Origin of the sequence: Microbacterium sp. LMX7-1.2 (assembly GCF_040675935.1) — a bacterium.
Classification (GTDB): domain Bacteria; phylum Actinomycetota; class Actinomycetes; order Actinomycetales; family Microbacteriaceae; genus Microbacterium.
In genome coordinates, this window is record NZ_JBEGIL010000001.1 from 558,593 (window position 1) to 577,106 (window position 18,514).

Annotated in this window: 19 protein-coding genes; 2 read left to right on the top strand and 17 right to left on the bottom strand. The window is 68.5% G+C overall.

Annotated features, from left to right (window positions below; all coding sequences use genetic code 11):
• Window positions 1–31: 31 nt before the first annotated feature.
• Window positions 32–1,018, bottom strand: coding sequence for an FKBP-type peptidyl-prolyl cis-trans isomerase (locus MRBLMX7_RS02770; RefSeq protein WP_363366089.1), 987 nt, complete (start codon window positions 1,016–1,018; stop codon window positions 32–34).
• A 124-nt stretch (window positions 1,019–1,142) separates the two neighbouring features.
• Here MRBLMX7_RS02770 and MRBLMX7_RS02775 point away from each other — a divergent pair, with 124 nt between their 5' ends.
• Window positions 1,143–1,922, top strand: coding sequence for a lysophospholipid acyltransferase family protein (locus MRBLMX7_RS02775; protein ID WP_363366090.1), 780 nt, complete (start codon window positions 1,143–1,145; stop codon window positions 1,920–1,922).
• 46 nt (window positions 1,923–1,968) lie between these two features.
• Here the strand turns inward: MRBLMX7_RS02775 and MRBLMX7_RS02780 are convergent, their stop codons facing one another.
• Window positions 1,969–2,463 carry an OsmC family protein gene (locus MRBLMX7_RS02780; RefSeq protein ID WP_363366091.1) on the bottom strand — a complete coding sequence of 165 codons (495 nt, stop codon included), beginning with the start codon at window positions 2,461–2,463 and terminating at the stop codon, window positions 1,969–1,971.
• Window positions 2,464–2,589: 126 nt separating this feature from the next.
• Here MRBLMX7_RS02780 and MRBLMX7_RS02785 point away from each other — a divergent pair, with 126 nt between their 5' ends.
• Window positions 2,590–3,585 carry an asparaginase gene (locus MRBLMX7_RS02785; protein WP_363366092.1) on the top strand — a complete coding sequence of 332 codons (996 nt, stop codon included), beginning with the start codon at window positions 2,590–2,592 and terminating at the stop codon, window positions 3,583–3,585.
• Between the two features lie 26 nt (window positions 3,586–3,611).
• Here the strand turns inward: MRBLMX7_RS02785 and MRBLMX7_RS02790 are convergent, their stop codons facing one another.
• The 15 genes from MRBLMX7_RS02790 to MRBLMX7_RS02860 form a co-directional block, all read right to left on the bottom strand.
• Window positions 3,612–6,374, bottom strand: a complete 2,763-nt coding sequence (locus MRBLMX7_RS02790; protein WP_363366093.1) for an FtsK/SpoIIIE domain-containing protein — start codon at window positions 6,372–6,374, stop codon at window positions 3,612–3,614.
• Window positions 6,375–6,431: 57 nt separating this feature from the next.
• Window positions 6,432–7,238 (bottom strand): PP2C family protein-serine/threonine phosphatase, encoded by an 807-nt coding sequence (locus MRBLMX7_RS02795; protein WP_363366094.1) that lies wholly within the window; start codon window positions 7,236–7,238, stop codon window positions 6,432–6,434.
• Window positions 7,239–7,448: 210 nt separating this feature from the next.
• Entirely contained in the window at window positions 7,449–8,237 is a 789-nt protein-coding gene (locus MRBLMX7_RS02800; protein ID WP_363366095.1) for a large exoprotein, read from the bottom strand.
• A gap of 118 nt (window positions 8,238–8,355) precedes the next feature.
• Window positions 8,356–9,102: a YaaA family protein gene (locus tag MRBLMX7_RS02805; protein ID WP_363366096.1), complete on the bottom strand. Its 747-nt coding sequence runs from the start codon at window positions 9,100–9,102 to the stop codon at window positions 8,356–8,358.
• Window positions 9,103–9,177: 75 nt separating this feature from the next.
• Window positions 9,178–9,438 (bottom strand): F0F1 ATP synthase subunit epsilon, encoded by a 261-nt coding sequence (locus MRBLMX7_RS02810; protein ID WP_050721275.1) that lies wholly within the window; start codon window positions 9,436–9,438, stop codon window positions 9,178–9,180.
• A gap of 2 nt (window positions 9,439–9,440) precedes the next feature.
• A complete protein-coding gene (gene atpD / locus MRBLMX7_RS02815) occupies window positions 9,441–10,895 on the bottom strand; it encodes a F0F1 ATP synthase subunit beta (protein WP_050721276.1) in 1,455 nt (484 codons plus the stop codon).
• A gap of 21 nt (window positions 10,896–10,916) precedes the next feature.
• Window positions 10,917–11,816, bottom strand: coding sequence for a F0F1 ATP synthase subunit gamma (locus MRBLMX7_RS02820; RefSeq protein ID WP_050721277.1), 900 nt, complete (start codon window positions 11,814–11,816; stop codon window positions 10,917–10,919).
• A gap of 19 nt (window positions 11,817–11,835) precedes the next feature.
• On the bottom strand, window positions 11,836–13,476 hold the full coding sequence (gene atpA / locus MRBLMX7_RS02825) for a F0F1 ATP synthase subunit alpha (protein WP_363366097.1): 1,641 nt from the start codon (window positions 13,474–13,476) through the stop codon (window positions 11,836–11,838).
• A 47-nt stretch (window positions 13,477–13,523) separates the two neighbouring features.
• Entirely contained in the window at window positions 13,524–14,315 is a 792-nt protein-coding gene (locus MRBLMX7_RS02830) for a F0F1 ATP synthase subunit delta (protein WP_363366098.1), read from the bottom strand.
• Window positions 14,315–14,869: a F0F1 ATP synthase subunit B gene (locus tag MRBLMX7_RS02835; protein ID WP_363366099.1), complete on the bottom strand. Its 555-nt coding sequence runs from the start codon at window positions 14,867–14,869 to the stop codon at window positions 14,315–14,317. Before MRBLMX7_RS02835 ends, MRBLMX7_RS02830 begins: the two co-directional genes overlap by 1 nt.
• Before the next feature lie 32 nt (window positions 14,870–14,901).
• Window positions 14,902–15,135 carry an ATP synthase F0 subunit C gene (gene atpE / locus MRBLMX7_RS02840; protein WP_050721281.1) on the bottom strand — a complete coding sequence of 78 codons (234 nt, stop codon included), beginning with the start codon at window positions 15,133–15,135 and terminating at the stop codon, window positions 14,902–14,904.
• A gap of 44 nt (window positions 15,136–15,179) precedes the next feature.
• Complete coding sequence (gene atpB / locus MRBLMX7_RS02845; protein ID WP_363366100.1) at window positions 15,180–15,962, bottom strand: F0F1 ATP synthase subunit A; 783 nt, start codon at window positions 15,960–15,962, stop codon at window positions 15,180–15,182.
• 146 nt (window positions 15,963–16,108) lie between these two features.
• Window positions 16,109–16,612 carry a hypothetical protein gene (locus MRBLMX7_RS02850; protein WP_363366101.1) on the bottom strand — a complete coding sequence of 168 codons (504 nt, stop codon included), beginning with the start codon at window positions 16,610–16,612 and terminating at the stop codon, window positions 16,109–16,111.
• A complete protein-coding gene (locus tag MRBLMX7_RS02855; RefSeq protein ID WP_363366102.1) occupies window positions 16,609–17,781 on the bottom strand; it encodes a glycosyltransferase family 4 protein in 1,173 nt (390 codons plus the stop codon). Before MRBLMX7_RS02855 ends, MRBLMX7_RS02850 begins: the two co-directional genes overlap by 4 nt.
• Window positions 17,778–18,482 (bottom strand): L-threonylcarbamoyladenylate synthase, encoded by a 705-nt coding sequence (locus MRBLMX7_RS02860; protein ID WP_363366103.1) that lies wholly within the window; start codon window positions 18,480–18,482, stop codon window positions 17,778–17,780. Before MRBLMX7_RS02860 ends, MRBLMX7_RS02855 begins: the two co-directional genes overlap by 4 nt.
• Between the last annotated feature and the right edge of the window lie 32 nt (window positions 18,483–18,514).

An 18,514-nucleotide genomic window follows, 5' to 3' on the forward strand; every position in this document is an offset into this window, starting at 1 on the left:
CAGCCTATGCCACGCCCTCGGCTCGAACGGATCAGCCGGCCTGCGCGATCGGCGTCGTCCCGAGGATGTCGACGACGAACACCAGGCTCTCGTTCTGGAGCTCGTTGCCCTCGGATACGCCGTAGCCGTCCTTCGGCGGCATCGCGACGAGGACCTGCGATCCGACGGTCTGCCCCTCGAGAGCCATCTTGAAGCCGGTCACGACGCCGGTGGTCGGGAACTGCGCGGGCACGGCACCGCGACCCCAGCTTGAGTCGAACTCGCTGCCGTCGGACCACTTGACGCCGCGGTACTGAACGGTGACGAGATCACCGGACTGGACGACGGGTCCGTCGCCCTTCTTGAGCGTCTCGACCTCGGTCTCGGTCGGGGCGTCCCCGTCCGGGATGGTGATGGTGGGGGCTCCCTCGTCGTCGAGCTCGACGGTCGGCATTCCCTCGACGGGGTCGACGTCCTCACCGGAAGCGGTCGTCGGGAGCTTCTCGATGGTCTCGACGTAGAGGATGTTCGCGTTCGAACCGTCCTGGACGGGAGGCAGTGCGAGCGCGACCTGCGAGCCGAGCGGCGCGCATTCGACGGCAGCCGTGAAAGCGAACTCCTGAGTCAGGTCGTAGTTCTGCTGCTGCGACTGTCCGCTGCTCAGCAGAGCGGGAACGACACCATCGGGGCCGAGCGATGAGCTCGCGAGCACCTCGCTCGTCGCCGCATCGACGAGCTGATAGCGCAGCGAGACGAGGTCGCCGGCGTGAAGGTCGTCACCGCTGCCCTCCTTCACGACGGTCCGCTCCGCGGCGGTGATCTCTGTCCCCGCGGGGACGGAGACCTTCGCGTCGGCTCCTTCGCCGTCGACAACGACGGCGTCCGATCCCGCGCCCGATGGCAGATCGGCCATGCACGCCGTGTTGGGGGTCGATGTCGGGTCGGCCGTCGAGTCGGGGGCGGCGTCGCCCGAGCATCCCGCCAGAAGGAGGGTCGCTGCGGCGACGGTGGACAGGACGATGAGCGGACGCTTGCGCACAGTGAGACCTCAGGGTTCGCGGGCGGGACAGTCCATCATCTCTCATCGCCCTTTGTCCGCGCTGGGAGGCGCGCGATGGTGCTTCATTCCCGCACGAGCATGAATCCGGCGGTACTCTGCTCTGATGACGTCAGAGCAGCCCGTCGAGCCCGAATCGTCGCCCGAGGACTCGGCGAAGCCACGGCACACGGGATTCGCCTACGCGCTGGGGCGCAGTCTCATCACCCCGCTCGCGCGCGGCGTGTACCGCCCGCGGATCGAAGGCCGGGACAACGTGCCGCGCGAAGGCGCGGTGATCTTCGCGAGCAACCATCTGTCGTTCATCGACTCGATCGCCATCCCGGTCGCGGCCCCCCGGCCCGTGCACTTCCTCGCGAAGTCCAGCTACTTCGAGGGCACCGGCTTCAGCGGCTGGCTGAGCAAGACGTTCTTCCAGTCGATCGGCGCGATACCCGTTCGTCGTGGCGCGGGTCAGGCCGCGCTCGACGCTCTCGACGTGCAGCGTCAGCTCCTCGACGAGGGTCTTGCGGTCGCGCTGTACCCCGAGGGGACGAGATCCACCGACGGACGCCTGTACAAGGGCCGCACAGGGGTGGCGTTCCTCGCTCTTCAGACGGGGGCCCCGGTGGTCCCGGTCGGTCTGATCGGCACCGACAAGGTCATGCCGGTCGGAGCCAAGGTCCCGACGCTGAAGGAGAGGATCACGGTCCGGTTCGGCGAGCCGCTCGACCTGTCACCGCACGGCCCCGCCGAGAGCGGCCGCGCACGTCGCCTCGCGACCGACGAGATCATGGCCGCGATCCACGCCCTCTCCGGGCAGGAACTCGCCGGAGCCTACAACGAGGCCCCAGCACAGGGTGCGATCGAGAAGATCAAGCAGGCACTCCCACACGAACGCCGCTGATCCACGACACTCTCGCCGTCAGGAGTCAGGCCTCAGGAGGCAGGCGTCAGCCGGCGTGCGCGGTGACAGTCGCCTCGTGGCGCACCGGGAAGTTCATCGAGTTCGCGATGAAGCACCATTCGTTGGCCTGAGCGTGCGCGCGCTCCGCTGCCTCGATCATGGAGGCCTCGGCGACCACGACCTGCGGACGGAGCATCACCTCGACGAACGCTCCCCCGCCTGCTCCGTTCTCGCGCATCAGGCCGGTCGCCGCGTCCCGGTAGGACAGGACAACGACGCCCGCGGTCACGCATGCATGCAGGTAGGACAGCAGGTGGCACTGCGACAAGGAGGCGAGCAGCATGTCCTCCGGGTTCCAGCGTGAGGGGTCTCCGCGGAACGGCTTGTCGGCCGACGCCAGCAACTCGGGCTTGCCCTCGACCTCGAGCGTGACGTCACGGCGGTACTCGCGGTAGGCGCTCGTGCCCGTGCCGGTATTGCCTGTCCACGTCGCGGTCAGCGCGTAGCGGTGGTCGCCGAGGGGCGCAGTGCTGTGAGCCATGCCCCCAGTCTGCCAGCCCCCTCGGACAGCGTCGCGACGGCATCCAGTCTGTGTCAACGCGCCCGAGTGGGCGACGCCAGCCGCTGGAGGACTCTCCCGGGCGCCCGCGACGATATCCTTGACGACGTGCTGGAGACTCTCACCGTTCAGGATGCCGTGGAACTCGCCGTCGTCGAGCGGAGCGGGTTCGTCGAGTCCCGCCACGCGGGAGCTGCCGTCGTGCTCTCGCCGGACGGGGAGGTCATTGCCCGCCACGGCAACGCCGATGCGCTGATCCTGCCGCGCTCGAGCCTCAAGCCGCTGCAGGCGGTCGCCTGCATCACGGCAGGGGCTGCACTCGACGGCGAGCAGCTCGCCCTCTCGACCGCGAGCCACGTGGGAACCGACCGCCACGCCGACGTCGTGCGCGATGTGCTCGCCGAGGGCGGCCTCACAGAAGACGACCTCGCGTGCCCCACTGCGTGGCCGAGCGACACCGCCACGCGCGACGAGATGGTGCGCGAGCACGGTCAGCAGGAACGCATCCGCATGAACTGCTCGGGCAAGCACGCGGCGATGCTGCGCGCCTGCGTCGCGACGGGCTGGCCGACGCAGGGGTACCTCGACCCCTCGCATCCGCTGCAGGCGCACATCCGCGACGTCATCGAGCGGCTGACCGGCGAGAAGGTCGCCCACACCGCGGTCGACGGGTGCGGGGCTCCCGTGTACGCGATCACGCTGACCGGGCTCGCCCGCTCCATCCATCGCATCGGCACGGCGTCCGACCGCTCGCCGTTCGCGCTGCACCGGGTTGCCGGCTCCCTGGTCCGCGCGGTCCGCGAGAACCCCTGGACCATCGAAGGTCCTGCGCGTCCCGACACGATCGCGATCGAGACGCTCGGCGTCTTCGCGAAGGGCGGCGCCGAGGGCGTCATGGTCATGGTCGCGCCGAACGGCACCACCGTCGCCCTGAAGATGCTCGACGGCGGAGCGCGTGCCTCGACCCTCGTCGCCGCGACGCTCCTGAACCGCTCCGGGGCCATCGCGGACGCCGACCTCGCTGCGCTCACGGCCGCCCTCCCCCTGGGCGTGCTCGGCGCGGGTGGCGTCGTCGGCAGCATCCGCGTCGGTTCCGGCATCTGACGGCCTGACCGCTCACAGCTCACGACTCACGACCCTGAGTTCCAGGCATCGATCACCACCCGTCGCGGAGACTCGGCGCCCCGGACCAGCCACGCCCGTCCGGCGTGAGAGCGGGCGAACGGCGGCAGCTCCCGGATCCCGGTGAGCTGACGGAGTTCGACGGGATGCTCCGCCCTGACGAGGACGTCGCCTTCCACGCGCACCCGCTGCCAGAGCGCCCACTCGCGCTGCCAGGTCTCGGCGTCCGCAACGAGGACCACCGGGTTCTCCGGTGCCGCGGTACGCAGATCCGCGGGGCTGCCGACGGTGTAATCGGGGAAGGCGCGGGCGAGATCCGCGATCGCCTGAGGCGCGCCGGCGCTGACGACGGCGGTCATCGATGCCTGCGGTCGCCACGCGGGCGTCGTCGCTCGCAGGTGCCCCGCCCGTGTCGATCGCAGACGCTGCTCCGGGACCCAGGCGATCTGCACCTCACGGTCCCCGATCCGGGCGCGCCCGGGTGGACGGTCCCGGAGATACCCCTCCGCGTCTCCCCCGGCGGCGAGATGGTCGGTGCGGCCGCTCGTCCGAAGGAGGCCGCGACGCGGAAGCAGGTCGAGGATCCGACCGGCCGCGCCGTGGGCTTTCGTGGCCGTGAGGACGAAGGTGGACTGCGAACCCCCGCGGATGATCCTCTCCCAGAGCTGCGCGAGATGGGCCGCATGCTCGTGGGGAAGCGCGTCCAGCTGAGCATCGAGATCATCGCACAGGATCAGCGCGGCCTGCTGAGCGCGCCCGCCATCGGTCACGAGGTCGCACATGACGTCCCAGGCCCCCTCCGGGTCGCTCGGTACGAGGACCGCGCCAGGCCACTGCGCGGCGATCGCGCGGACCGCGGCGGTACGTCCGGAGCGGCTCTGGCCGATCAGCGCGATTCCCTTGTCGCGCCCGACCTGCAGGATCTCCAACGGCTGAGCCTGGCTCTCGGGAAGGTCGGCCCGTCCGAGCAGGACAGCACCCGGAGGCGTCGTCTCCCGCAGGTCGGCGAGAGCGATCCGGCGCGGCAGCGGAGGCAGCCATGGACTCGGCGACACGGCCGAGGAGTCCCATCGCGCGGCGGCGAGAGCCACATCCTCGCTGCGGGTCAGCGCCACCCGCACCGTTCGAGCATCCTGGTCGCGGGGCCGCCGAACCAGACCGAGGCCTCGGGATTCGGGGCCACCGCCGATCGCGGACGCCGCGTCGCTGCCGATCACCGCGCGGCTGTCAGCGGCATCCCCGACCCGGAGGCTCACCCGCAGAGGACAGTTCGCCGCGAGCGCGTCCCTGACGACGCCGACCGCGCGCTGCGTCCCCAGCACCAGGTGCATCCCCAGCGCTCGTCCCCGCGCGGCGATATCGGTGAAGACCGTCGCGAGATCGGGATGCTCCTGCAGCAGCGCAGCGAACTCGTCGACGACGATCACCAGGCGCGGCATGTCGACCTCGACGATGTCCCGGGCACGCGCATCGGCGAGCACGGTCTCCCGCCGTCGCAACTCGGCTGTGAGGCTCGACACGCCGCGGCGCGCCCCTACCGGATCGAGGTCCGTGACCACTGCGACCACGTGAGGGAGGGCGCGCAACGGATCGAAGGCAGTGCCGCCTTTGAAGTCGGCGAGCACGAACACCACGCGATCGGGGCCGTACGTGCTCGCCAGCGCCGTCACCCAGGACACCAGGAGTTCGCTCTTGCCGGATCCCGTCGTACCGGTGACTATCGCATGCGGCCCGTCCTCCACGAGGTCGAGCACGATGTCCTCCCCCGCGCCTCGTCCGACCGTCGTGGCGAGCGAGGTCGCGCTCGCCTCCTGCGGCAGATCGCCGAGCAGGACGAGATCGGGGATCGGCAAGACGTCGTCGGACTCCTCCTCGAGCTCCGAACTCACCGCGCCGGCCTGCCCGCGCGAGAGGAACTCGGGCATCACATCGACCACGCCCTCGGCGGTGCGCAGGTGCGCGCCTTGCGCTTCCGCGATGTCGATCACGCTCGTGATGCCGTCGGGCACCGCCTGCCCCGGCGGAAGCAACCACACCCTGGCGTCGGCGTCGGGGACGGCCGACGAACCGTGCACCAGGAGTTCCAGCCGGAAGGCTGCACGTCCGGACGCACGCGCATGCGGCAGAGAGGAGAGTCCGAGATGCTCGACCGCAGCGCCGACCAGGGCGAGCTGCGACGGGCCGAAGCGCAGACAGAGCTGCACGGCGAGCGCCCGCGACGCCGCCGCCGCGAGCACCGCGGGGCCGCGCAGTGCGATGCCTCGACCGAGCGGAGCGGTGATCGGGACCTGTTCGATGCGCCCGCAGCGGACCTGGAACTCGCGCGCACGCTCTCCCTCTCCGCCCCCGACCGCACGCACCGCGCTCGTCCGCGCGCCGGAACCGACGACGAGCGCGGTCTCGGGGTCCGGTCGTCGCCCTTCGCGCAGTGGTGGGTCCACCAGCGCGCTCACCACATCGGGATCCCGGTGCCGACGGAGCATGCGCTCCGACTCGTGGCGCTCGCGCAGTTCGTCCTCGGCGCGAGCCCATCCCTTCTCCTCCTCGACCTCCGCACGCCGACGGGCCGCTCGCCGGGAACGGCGTCCGTCGACGACGGCCGCGAAGAGCATGAGCGGGCCGAGCGCGGCGAAGCACAGGGAGAGCAGCGAGCCCGTGACGAGCCAGAGCACGACGCCCGAAGCCACGGGTACGAGCGCGGCGATGATCGGGAGCGAAGGGCGCGCGGGCGGTGCGGGCGCAGCAGGGATCACGATCGGGAGGGAGTCCATCCCTCCAGTGGACACCCGAGTGGTGCACAGGCACCGCTCCTCCACAGGTCTCCGTGGCTATTCGGCGGATTCCTCGGATGGGGAGGAGAGATCGCTCGGCACTTCGGAGACCTGAACGATCACGAGGGTCACGTTGTCCCGTCCCCCGTTCTCGAGAGCGGCGGCCAGCATCGCGTCCACGGCGGCTGCGGGGTCCGTGTTCTCTCGCAGGAAGTGCTGGATGCCGTAATCGGTGAGCTCCTTGGTGAGCCCGTCGGAGCAGATGACGAACCGGTCCCCGGCCCGGACCTCCAGGGCGAGATAGTCCGGCGGGGTCAGCTCGCTCGCGCCCACGGCGCGCGTGATGACGTTGCTGTAAGGATGCCCCTCGGCCTCTTCCGGACTGATCTTGCCCGCGGCGATGAGCTCCTGCACCACGGAGTGGTCGGTCGTCACCTGGACGAGTCGATCGTCGCGCAGGAGGTAGACGCGGGAGTCTCCGATGTTGAGCGCCACCCAATGCGGATCGCCGTCGATGAACTCGAGGAAGATCCCGGTCAGTGTCGTCCCGGTGCCTTCGTCCGTCGTGTCGGGGTGCTCGGCGATGTCACCGACCGCGAGGTCCAACGCCCGCTCGATGGCGGCTCGATCGACGGTCCCCTCGGTCACGAGCGCCTCGAGGCGTGAGATGGTGCTCTGGCTCGCGATCTCCCCGCCCGCGTGGCCGCCCATGCCGTCGGCGACGATGAACAGGGGGTACTCGGCGAAGAACGCGTCCTGGTTGGTCTCCCGACGTCGTCCGACGTCGGTCGCTCCCGCCCACGTCAGGAGCAGCGGATGCTGCGCCACCGTGACGCTGTGCGTCCTCGTCGTCGTCTCAGCCACTCGTCGCCTCCGAAATGCCCCTGGATCGGGTGGCCCCAGGATACTCACACATCGTAATGGACTCCGCGCCGGTGATACCCGCTCGACGCTGGTTCCATACCTCCACGTTATCGTCTCGCGGTGAGCGTTCCACACGATCGTCGATGCGATCCGTCGCGCCCGGGCACGCACAGAGCCCCCGACCGAGGTCGAGGGCTCTGCAGTCGGCGATCAGGCCGGGGGCTGGTTGGGGTCGGACGGCCCCGCCGGCGGTGCGGGCGGAGCTGCGGGCGGCGCGGCGGGCGGGGCCGGCGGCACCTGAGGAGCTGCCGGCGGAACCTGCGGCGCTGCCGGAGGCACCTGCGGCGCGGTGGGCGGAACGCCAGGAGTCTGCTGCGGGGCTGCGGGCGGCGCGTATCCGGGCTGTGCCGGAGGGGCGTAGCCGGGCTGGGCGGGCGGGGCGTAACCCTGCTGGGGTGCGCCGTAGCCCTGCTGGGGAGCGCCGTACCCGGGAGCAGCGGCCTGACGCGGCTGAGCAGGGATTCCTTCCCAGACGGTCGAGTCTGCGAAGAATCCGTTACCGCCCCACGGAGCGGGTGCGACATTCGGGTTCCAGCGCGATTTGTCGAACGCGTTGATTCCGAGCCAGACGATCCCGAGGAGCACCCACAGGATGACCCAGACCGCGTCCTTCTGGAGCTTGAGGCCGACACGCCAAGCCGCGAGAGCCAGCACCACCGCCAGCGCGAGACCGGTGAGGAAGTTGAGGTAAGGGATGAAGGAGAGGCCGATCGCGATCAGCACCACCCAGGGCGAGACGTCGCCGAGCTTCGCGAAGACCATCCAGTTGTACACGGGCACCCAGGCACGCCACTTCCCCTGGACTCCGGCCTTCTCGAAGATCTTCATCAGGAACACCGCGGTGAGCACATAGCCCGCGATCGCGATCAGGAAGCCCACGAGCGCGATGACGCCGAAGATGGCAGCTGCGCCGGGCCCGTAATAGTAATCGTCGTACATGATCCCCTCCGGATCCGATGGAGCAGACGCTGTGCGCGTTGCGACACCCACCATATCGGTGTGCTGATATTACGGGCAACGACACGCGTGGGGAGAAATCCCCACGCGTCTCCGGGGGTCATTCCGTGACGACGAGCTCCAGAACACCGGGGTCGGACGCATCGCGCAGATCGATGCCTCGCTCGCGCGCCCACGTTCGCAGTGCGCGGAGCGAACGGATCCGCGGACGGTCCTCGGCGAACGCGCGCACGAGCATCCCTTTCGACTTCTTGTTGAAGTGGTTGAGCGCCCGGCCGTGCTCCGTCACGACGCGCACGTAGGCGGAGGGAACGGCTGCCGGTACGGGGCCCAACGCCACGTAGGCCTCGCTGCGGAGATCCAGCACGAACGGGGGCTGCTCCGTCGCGATCGCGGCAGACGTCGCCTCGGCCCAATGCCGGCGCAGGGGCGCCACGCCGGGCAGTGAGGTGCCCGCCGCGAGACGATACGCCGGGATCCGGTCCAGCGCACCCACGGGGCCGAACGGCGCGGAGTGGATCCAGACGTGGGCACCCAGCCAACGCCGCGAGGCCGCCGAGAGCGTCGCCGCGTCCAGAGCGTCGAACAGCACCCCGGTGTAGCGATCGACGGCCGGCATCGTGGGCGCCGTGCGGAGCGCGAGGTTGTACGCGATCTCGTGCGCCTGCTTGGCGCTGAGCTTGAGCGCGGAGCGCGCAGCATCCTCGTCCGCGGCGAGGTCGACGAGGGCGTCGATGACCGTCCGCCGGGCGGATCCCAGGCCGGGCAAGGCGAGACCCGCGACGTCGAGCGGCGCGCCGTCACCACCCGTGCGCTTGGTCTCGGAGGGAGGGAGCAGGATCTTCATGGGACCTCATGACGCAGAGACGCGTCCGCCTCGACTCCCCGGAGGGGTCGAGGCGGACGCGACGAGTGGAACTGATCAGGCGACGAGGGCGGCGTTGCCGGCCACGATCGTCAGGTCGTTGCCCTCCATGGAGAGGAAACCGTCCTGCGCGTTCGCCAGCACCTTGGTGCCGTCGGTCTGGGTGATCCGGACCTGGCCCTCGGCGAGGATCGCCAGGACCGGCTCGTGCCCGGTCATGAAGCCGATCTCGCCCTCGACGGTCTTGGCGACCACGAGGCTCGCCTCCCCCGTCCAGACCTCCGCGTCCGCGGAGACGAGGCTCACGTGCAGCGCCATGGTCAGCCGTTCTCCTTCTGGATCTTCGCCCACTGCTCTTCGACGTCGGAGATGCCGCCGACGTTGAAGAAGGCCTGCTCGGCCACGTGGTCGAAGTCACCGCGGGTGATCGCGTCGAACGACTCGATGGTGTCCTTCAGCGGGACGGTCGAACCCTCGACGCCCGTGAACTTCTTGGCCATGTAGGTGTTCTGCGAGAGGAACTGCTGGATGCGACGTGCACGCGACACGACGATCTTGTCTTCCTCGGAGAGCTCATCGACACCGAGGATGGCGATGATCTCCTGCAGCTCCTTGTTCTTCTGGAGGATCTGCTTGACCGTGGTGGCCACGCGGTAGTGGTCCTCGCCGAGGTAGCGGGGGTCCATGATGCGCGACGTCGAGGTCAGCGGGTCGATGGCCGGGTACAGACCCTTCGACGCGATCTCACGGGAGAGCTCGGTCGTCGCGTCGAGGTGCGCGAAGGTCGTGGCCGGAGCCGGGTCGGTGTAGTCGTCGGCCGGCACATAGATCGCCTGCAACGAGGTGATCGAGTGACCACGCGTCGAGGTGATGCGCTCCTGGAGGAGGCCCATCTCGTCGGCGAGGTTCGGCTGGTAGCCCACGGCGGAAGGCATGCGGCCCAGAAGGGTCGACACCTCGGAACCGGCCTGCGTGAAGCGGAAGATGTTGTCGATGAAGAGCAGCACGTCCTGCTTCTGCACGTCGCGGAAGTACTCCGCCATCGTCAGCGCCGACAGCGCGACGCGAAGGCGCGTCCCCGGCGGCTCGTCCATCTGGCCGAAGACGAGGGCGGTCTTGTCGAAGACGCCCGCCTCCTCCATCTCGTGGATCAGGTCGTTGCCCTCACGGGTGCGCTCGCCGACACCGGCGAACACCGACACACCACCGTGGTCCTGCGCGACGCGCTGGATCATCTCCTGGATGAGGACGGTCTTGCCGACACCGGCGCCACCGAACAGACCGATCTTTCCACCCTGCACGTAGGGGGTCAGGAGGTCGATCGACTTGATGCCGGTCTCGAACATGGTGGTCTTCGACTCGAGCTGGTCGAAGTTCGGGGCCTTGCGGTGGATGGGCCAGCGCTCCGTGACCTCGATGGTCTCACCGGGCTCGCCGTTGAGGACCTCGCCGATCACGTTGAAGACCTTGCCCTTGGTGACGTCGCCGACGGGGACCGAGATGGCCTCGCCCGTGTCGCGCACCTCCTGCCCGCGGACGATGCCGTCCGTGGGCTTCAGGGCGATGGCGCGCACGAGGTCGTCACCGAGGTGCTGGGCGACCTCGAGCGTGATCTCGGTCGACTCCTCGCCGATGGCGATCGTGGTCTTCAGCGCGTTGTAGATGTCGGGGATCGAGTCGTGCGGGAACTCGATGTCGACAACCGGACCGTTGACGCGTGCGACGCGCCCGACGACCGCGGTCGCCGGCTGGTCAGCCGTGGCGGTGGTGGTCATTTTCGTCTCTTTCCTGAGGGTCTATTTGCTCGACGAGAGGGCATCGGCGCCGCCGACGATCTCTGCGATCTGCTGCGTGATCTCCGCCTGGCGCGCGTTGTTGCGCAGACGGGTGTAGTCGGTGATGAGCTTGTCGGCGTTGTCGCTGGCGGACTTCATCGCCTTCTGCGTCGCGGCCTGCTTGGCGGCGGACGACTGCAGGAGGGCGTTGAAGACGCGGCTCTGGATGTACACCGGCAGGATCGCGTCGAGCACGGTCTCGGCATCCGGCTCGAACTCGTACAGCGGGTAGACCGTGCTGCCCGCCTCCGAGTCGTCGGCCTCCGTGATCTCCAGCGGAAGCAGGCGCACGGACTCCGGCGACTGCGTCATCATGCTGACGAAACGGTTGTACACGAGGTGGATCTCATCGACGCCGCCCTCGTCCGCACCGCGCGAGAAGGCCTCGAGCAGTGTGGCCGAGATCTCCTCCGCCGTGCGGAACGAGGGGGTGTCGGTGTCGCCGGTCCACTCCGCGGCCGACTCGATGCGACGGAACTGGAAGTACCCGACGGCCTTGCGACCGACCAGGTAGAACACCGGCTCCTTGCCCTGCTCACGCAGGAGCGATGCCACCTCGAGACCCTCACGGAGGATCTGCGAGTTGAAGGCTCCGGCGAGACCGCGGTCCGAGGAGAAGATCACGACCGCGGAGCGGCGGATGTTCTCAGGCTCACGGGTGAGCGGGTGGTCGACGTTCGAGTGCGTCGCGACGGCCGACACGGCCCTCGTCACGGCCCGCGCGAAGGGGCTGGACGCCTTGACGCGTGCCATCGCCTTCTGGATGCGCGAAGCCGCGATGAGTTCCATCGCCTTCGTGATCTTCTTGGTCGTCTGAGCAGAAGAGATCTTCTGCTTGTAGACCCTGAGTTGTGCGCCCATGAATCAGTTCCTCACGCGATTACGCGCGACGACCCTTGACGATCTTCTCCTGGTTGACGTCCTCGGCCTCAGCCGCAGCGTGCTCCTCGTGGCCCGGGGCGCCGATGGCGTGCCCCTTGCCACCCTGGAACTCCAGGATGAAGGCGTCCGTCTGCTTCGCCAGCTCCGCGACCGTGTCGTCGTCGAGGACGTTGGTCTCGCGCAGCGTGTCGAGCACGGAGGTGTTGCGACGCAGGTAGTCCAGGAGCTCACGCTCGAACCGCAGCACGTCCTCGACCTCGATCGAGTCGAGCTTGCCGTTCGTGCCGGCCCAGATCGAGACGACCTGCTCCTCGACGGGGTACGGCGAGTACTGCGGCTGCTTCAGCAGCTCGGTCAGACGCGCACCGCGCGAGAGCTGACGACGAGAGGCGGCGTCGAGGTCGGAGGCGAACATCGCGAAGGCCTCGAGCGAGCGGTACTGCGCCAGCTCGAGCTTGAGCGTGCCGGAGACCTTCTTGATCGACTTGACCTGAGCGTCACCGCCGACTCGCGAGACCGAGATACCCACGTCGACCGCCGGACGCTGGTTGGCGTTGAAGAGGTCGGACTGGAGGAAGATCTGGCCGTCGGTGATCGAGATCACGTTGGTCGGGATGTACGCCGAGACATCGTTGGCCTTCGTCTCGATGATCGGGAGACCCGTCATCGAACCGGCGCCGAGCTCGTCGGACAGCTTCGCGCACCGCTCGAGCAGACGGGAGTGCAGGTAGAAGACGTCACCCGGGTATGCCTCGCGGCCCGGCGGGCGGCGCAGGAGGAGCGACACGGCGCGGTACGCCTCGGCCTGCTTCGACAGGTCGTCGAAGATGATGAGGACGTGCTTGCCGCCGTACATCCAGTGCTGGCCGATGGCCGAACCGGTGTAGGGAGCCAGGTACTTGAAGCCGGCGGGGTCGGATGCCGGAGCGGCCACGATCGTGGTGTACTCCAGAGCACCGGCCTCTTCGAGCGCGCCCTTCACCGAAGCGATGGTCGAGCCCTTCTGGCCGATCGCGACGTAGATGCAGCGGACCTGCTTGCTGACGTCGCCGGACTCCCAGTTAGCCTTCTGGTTGATGATCGTGTCGATCGCGATGGCCGTCTTGCCGGTCTGGCGGTCGCCGATGATCAGCTGACGCTGACCGCGGCCGACGGGGATCATCGCGTCGATGGCCTTGATGCCGGTCTGCATCGGCTCGTGCACCGACTTGCGCTGCATGACGCCGGGAGCCTGGAGCTCGAGCTCGCGGACGCCCTCGGTCGCGATCGCGCCGAGGCCGTCGATCGGGTTGCCGAGAGGGTCGACCACGCGGCCGAGGTAGCCGTCGCCGACGGGGACCGAGAGGACCTCGCCAGTGCGCGTGACTTCCTGACCCGCCTCGATGCCGGTGAAGTCGCCGAGGACGACCACGCCGATCTCGTGCTCGTCGAGGTTGAGCGCGAGACCCTTGGTGCCGTCGGCGAAGGTCACGAGCTCGTTCGCCATGACGCCGGGCAGTCCCTCGACGTGGGCGATGCCGTCGGCGGCGTCGATGACGGTGCCGACCTCGGTCGCCGCAGCCCCGGTGGGCTCGTATGCCGCGGCGAAGTCCTTCAGCGCGTCACGGATGACGTCGGGGCTGATCGATAGTTCTGCCATTGTCTTCCCTTTGTATCTGGGTGCGCGGTTCCCCGCGCGAAGTCGTGTTAGCCGGCGAGCTTCTGGCGAAGATCGGCGAGACGGGCGGAAATGCTGCCGTCGATGACGTCGTCCGCGATCTGCACGCGCAGACCTCCGACGACGGTGGGATCGATGACCTCGTTGAGCGCCACCGTTCCCGTGTAGCGGCGCGAGAGCGCGTCACTCAGGCGGGTGCGCTGGGCGTCGGTGAGCGACTTCGCGGTGTAGACCGTCGCGACGATGCGCTCGCCCTGGCTCGCGACGACGCGCATTGCCCGGGAGAGCAGCTGACGCACGCGACGCTCGCGCGGCTGGCGCACCAGCGACGAGACGATCAGCGCGGTCGAGGCGCTCGTGGCTCCGCCCGCGAGTAGACGCTCGATGAGCGAGCCCTTGGCGGCCTCTCCTCCGAGTCGGCTGCCGAGAGCGAGCTCGAGCTCCGGGTTGGCGGCGACGATGCGGGAGAACCCGAACAGCTCCCCCTCGATGTCGGCCCCGGGCTCCGCGATGGCCGCGGCCCGGATCGCCAGCTCCTCGATGCCGTCCGTCAGCTCGCTCGCCGACGACCAGCGCTCGGCGACAGCCGTCTTCAGCACATCCTGCGCATTCTGCGAGAACGAGCCGAACACCGCTGCCACGACGTTCTGTCGCGCCACCGCCGCAGCCGCAGGGTCGGCCAGCGCGCCGCTCAGCTGGGACGACTCCCCCACGGCGCGGGCGGCTGCGAACAGCTCCTGCGCCGTGTCGAGAGTGACGCCCTTCGCTGCGGCAAGCGCCTGAGTGGATGCCGCGAGTGCCTGAGTGGTCGCGCTGCCCATTACTGAGCCGCCTTCTCGGATGCTTCGAGGTCGGCGAGGAAGCGGTCGACGACCGCCGTCGCACGTGCATCGTCGGAGAGCGTCTCACCGACCACACCCCCGGCGAGGTCGATCGCGAGCGTGCCGACCTCGTTGCGGAGCGAGACGAGCGCCGTCTGACGCTCGGCCTCGATCTGCGAGTGCGCGGCCGCGGTCACGCGAGCTGCCTCGGTCGTGGCTGCGTCCTTGGCCTCGGCGACGATCTTCTTGCCGTCCTCACGGGCGGCCTCGCGGATCTCACCGGCCTCGGTGCGTGCCTCGGCCAGCTGACGCGTGTACTCCTCGAGCGCGGCCTCGGCCTGCTTCTGAGCCTCGTCGGCCTTGGCGATGTTGCCCTCGATCGCGGCAGAGCGCTTGTCGAGCAGGTCGTAGAGCTTGGGAAGGGCGACCTTCCACACCACGAAGAGGATGACGACGAAGCACACCGCCGACCAGATGATGTCGTACCACGCGGGAATCAGAGGGTTCTGATTTTCACCCTCTGCTGCGAGGTTCGTGACAAGAGCGTTCAGCATCCTGTCTCCTTATCGAAACTGGAAGGGAGGACTTACTGGAAGATGAAGTAGGTCGCGATGCCGATGAAGGCGAGCGCCTCGGTGAAGGCGATACCGATGTACATCAGGACCTGCAGGCGACCGGCCAGCTCGGGCTGACGGGCGACACCCTCGATCGTCTTGCCGACGACGATGCCGACGCCGATGGCGGGACCGATGGCTGCGAGGCCGTAGCCCACGGTGCCGATGTTGCCGTTGAGTTCAGCGAGAACCGTAGTTGCGTCCACGGGTTTTTCCTTTCAGTTGGGTGGACAGGCAGATGCCTGCCCGCTCAGTGCTCTTCTGCGACCGCGAGCTGGATGTAGACCGCGGTGAGGATGGTGAAGACGTAGGCCTGCAGGAAGGCCACGAGGACCTCGAACAGGGTGAAGGCGAAGCCGAACGCGAGGGTTCCCGCACCGAGTGCGATCCACCCGCTTCCGAGCGTGATCACGAAGAACTGCGTGGCCGAGAAGAACAGCACGAGCATGAGGTGCCCGACGACCATGTTCATGAGCAGTCGCAGCGTCAGCGTGATCGGACGGATGATGAATGTCGAGAGGATCTCGAGCGGCGTCACGATGACGTAGAGGAACGGCGGCACGCCGGACGGGAACAGTGCGTTGCGGAAGAAGTTCTTGGGGCTCTTCTTGACACCTGCGTAGATGAACGACACGTAGCTGACGAGCGCCAGCAGCGCCGGGACCGCGATTATGCTCGTACCGGCGATGTTCATGAACGGGATGATGCCCGTGAGGTTCATGAACAGGACCATGAAGAAGATGGTGGCGAGGATCGGAAGGAACCGGCGGCCGTCCTTGCGTCCGAGCAGGTCCTCGGCGACATTGACCCGCACGAAGTCGAGCGCCATCTCCACGACGCTCTGGAAGCGACCGGGCACGACGCGCATGCGGCGGGTACCCAGCCAGAGGAACAGCACCACGGCGATGGTCGCGACGAACTGGACGAGGTGGATCCGGTTGATCACCAGGTCGCCGATGTGGAAGACGGCATCGGGGAAGAACTCGGCGATGGACGGAGCGTGGAACTCGTCATCCGTGGCGAGTCGGGGCATCAGGGTCGCAGCAAGATTAAACAGCGCGGGCTCCAGCTTCGGGGCACCGGTCAGAACCGGAGCGACGATGGTCGGTGTGCTTCAGGCGCAAGCGCTCGCGGGCGAGCGGCGGGCACGTGTCAACACTATCAGAATCTGAGGGTGGCCTAAGACCTCGCGGGGCCGTCCTCAGAGGGAGCGGCCCCCGGGGCCGCGTCCTCCGGAACCTCCGTCGGCAGCGAGGAATCGCTGACGTGAGGCAGGCGCATGGTGCCGATGGTTACGGCGTCGACGATGAGAGATACGAGCACACCCGCGATGATCGAGACGAAGAACACCGTCGGCTGGATCCAGGGCTGATCCCTCAGCACGACGATGACCAGGAAGAAGACGATGATCTTCAGCAGCCATCCCCCGAGCACGATGGCGAAAAAGAACTGCACGTACAGCGGCTCGCCGTACCAGCGGTTGGCGATGAGGATGCTGGCGCCAGTGATCCCGAGGAAGACCGCCGCGATCAGCACGCCCAGCAAGCCGCTGACGAGCCCCTCCCCCTCCGCGACGATGTACCCCACGGTCGCGGCGCCGATGGCGAGCACGACCGTCGACACCACCGACCAGACGAGGGTCCTGCGGAGGATGGGGGTGCTGGATACGGGGTTCGGGCTCATGGTGACTCCACGGGTGTCGGGTCGGACTCGGCATCCGTCGTGGTGCGCTTACGACGGGAGGGCATCAGGGTGATGACGAGGCAGGCGGCGATGCCCAGGACGCCGAAGCCCACCCCTGGCAGGTACTGGCCCGGCCAGTCCTCGCGGGCTCCCACGTACATCAGGAGCACCGCGATCGAGATGATCGCGGTCCAGGCGTAGAAGATCAGCACGGCGTCGCGGTCGCGGTGCCCGAGGTCGAGCATCCGGTGGTGCAGGTGCTTGCGATCGGGTGAGAAGGGCGACTTTCCCGCGTTCATGCGGCGGAGCACCGCAAGGCCGAAGTCGAGCAGCGGCAGCAGCACGACCAGCAACGGCAGCAGTATCGGGATGAAGGCTCCGAGCAGCTGCGAGCGGCCCAGGCGCTCGAGGTCGAGCGCCGAGGGCTCGAGCTGCCCGGTGACGGCGATCGCCGACGTGGCCATGAGGAGGCCGAGGACGAGCGCGCCGGAGTCGCCCATGAACAGCTTCGCCGGGCTCCAGTTGAAGGGCAGGAAGCCGATGCACGCGCCGATGAGCACGGCCGCGAGGAACGACGCGAGGTTGAAGTAGCTCGAGGCGCCCGTGTCGCGCGTGAGGATGTACGAGTACGCGAAGAACACGCCGTTCGCGATCAGGCAGACGCCGGCGACCAGGCCGTCCAGCCCGTCGATGAAGTTCACCGCGTTCATGACGATCACGATCGCGAACATCGTGATCGTGATGCTCAGCCAGCTGGAGAAGACGATCAGGTCGCCGAACGGCAGCGACAGGATCTGCAGCCCGCCGCCGATCGTGATGATCGCGGCGGCGAGGAACTGCGCGCCGAGCTTGATCATCCAGTCGAGATCCCACAGGTCGTCGACCACCCCGATGACCGCGATCAGCAGTGCGGCCGCGAGGATCGACCACATGGTCTGCGGCGGCATCCAGATCGTGGCGAAGAACGGATTCGCGGCCGACACCCCCATCGCGATCGCGATGCCCAGGAAGATCGCGACGCCGCCGAGACGCGGCGTGGGCGTCTTGTGCACGTCGCGCTCGCGGATCTCGGGGTACAGCTTGAACCGCAGGCTCAGCTTCCACACCGCCCAGGTCAACGCGAACGTGATCGCGGCGGTGATGACGGCCGTCAGGAGGTACTGCTTCACAGGTCCTCGTCCTGCTGCAGCGGCGGCCCCGGCTCGAGCAGGTCGCCGAGGACGTCCTCGAGACGCTCACGACTGATCGCGCCCTGCCGGAGCACGCGCACCAGGCCGGTCGTCGGCTCGGCGCCGCGCGGCACGAGCGATGTCGCGTCGACGATCGTGGAGGCGACGCCCTCCTTGCTGATGCCGTCGGCCAGGTACACCGCGACGCTGTCGCCCAGCATCCGCTCGGCGTCGTAGGCGGAGATCGCCGCGTCCCGACCCGTGAGGTTGGCGCTCGACACAGCGAGCGGGCCGGTCTCGGCGAGGAGTTCGAGCGCCACCCGGCCCTCCGGCATCCGGACGGCGACCGTGCCCTGGGTCTCCCCCAGGTCCCACACCAGGGACGGCTGCGCGGGGAGGACGATGGTCAGACCACCGGGCCAGAACGCGTCGACGAGGCGTTGCACGGGTTCCGGCACCGATTCAGCGAGGGCTGCGAGCGTCTCCTTCGAGCCGATCAGCACGGGCGGCGGCTGGTTCCGTCCGCGCCCCTTGGCATCGAGGAGCCGCTGCACGGCGGCGGGCGAGAAGGCGTCGGCCGCGACGCCGTACACGGTATCGGTGGGCATCACGATGAGCTCGCCCCGAGCGATGGCCTGGCGCGCGTGACGCATGCCGGCGAGGAGTTCGGACTCGTCGCCGCAGTCGAAGATGGAGGACATGACCTTCCGATTCTAGACGGCCGACGCCTGTG

What these genes read in the sequence shown, in the direction of transcription:
- MRBLMX7_RS02775 (WP_363366090.1), top strand. Translation starts at nt 1,143, where the DNA reads ATGACGTCAGAGCAGCCCGTCGAGCCCGAATCGTCGCCCGAGGACTCG.
- MRBLMX7_RS02780 (WP_363366091.1), bottom strand. Translation starts at nt 2,463, where the DNA reads ATGGCTCACAGCACTGCGCCCCTCGGCGACCACCGCTACGCGCTGACC.
- MRBLMX7_RS02790 (WP_363366093.1), bottom strand. Translation starts at nt 6,374, where the DNA reads ATGGACTCCCTCCCGATCGTGATCCCTGCTGCGCCCGCACCGCCCGCG.
- MRBLMX7_RS02800 (WP_363366095.1), bottom strand. Translation starts at nt 8,237, where the DNA reads ATGTACGACGATTACTATTACGGGCCCGGCGCAGCTGCCATCTTCGGC.
- MRBLMX7_RS02805 (WP_363366096.1), bottom strand. Translation starts at nt 9,102, where the DNA reads ATGAAGATCCTGCTCCCTCCCTCCGAGACCAAGCGCACGGGTGGTGAC.
- MRBLMX7_RS02810 (WP_050721275.1), bottom strand. Translation starts at nt 9,438, where the DNA reads ATGGCGCTGCACGTGAGCCTCGTCTCCGCGGACGCGGAGGTCTGGACG.
- atpD (WP_050721276.1), bottom strand. Translation starts at nt 10,895, where the DNA reads ATGACCACCACCGCCACGGCTGACCAGCCGGCGACCGCGGTCGTCGGG.
- MRBLMX7_RS02820 (WP_050721277.1), bottom strand. Translation starts at nt 11,816, where the DNA reads ATGGGCGCACAACTCAGGGTCTACAAGCAGAAGATCTCTTCTGCTCAG.
- atpA (WP_363366097.1), bottom strand. Translation starts at nt 13,476, where the DNA reads ATGGCAGAACTATCGATCAGCCCCGACGTCATCCGTGACGCGCTGAAG.
- MRBLMX7_RS02830 (WP_363366098.1), bottom strand. Translation starts at nt 14,315, where the DNA reads ATGGGCAGCGCGACCACTCAGGCACTCGCGGCATCCACTCAGGCGCTT.
- MRBLMX7_RS02835 (WP_363366099.1), bottom strand. Translation starts at nt 14,869, where the DNA reads ATGCTGAACGCTCTTGTCACGAACCTCGCAGCAGAGGGTGAAAATCAG.
- atpB (WP_363366100.1), bottom strand. Translation starts at nt 15,962, where the DNA reads ATGCCCCGACTCGCCACGGATGACGAGTTCCACGCTCCGTCCATCGCC.
- MRBLMX7_RS02850 (WP_363366101.1), bottom strand. Translation starts at nt 16,612, where the DNA reads ATGAGCCCGAACCCCGTATCCAGCACCCCCATCCTCCGCAGGACCCTC.
- MRBLMX7_RS02860 (WP_363366103.1), bottom strand. Translation starts at nt 18,482, where the DNA reads ATGTCCTCCATCTTCGACTGCGGCGACGAGTCCGAACTCCTCGCCGGC.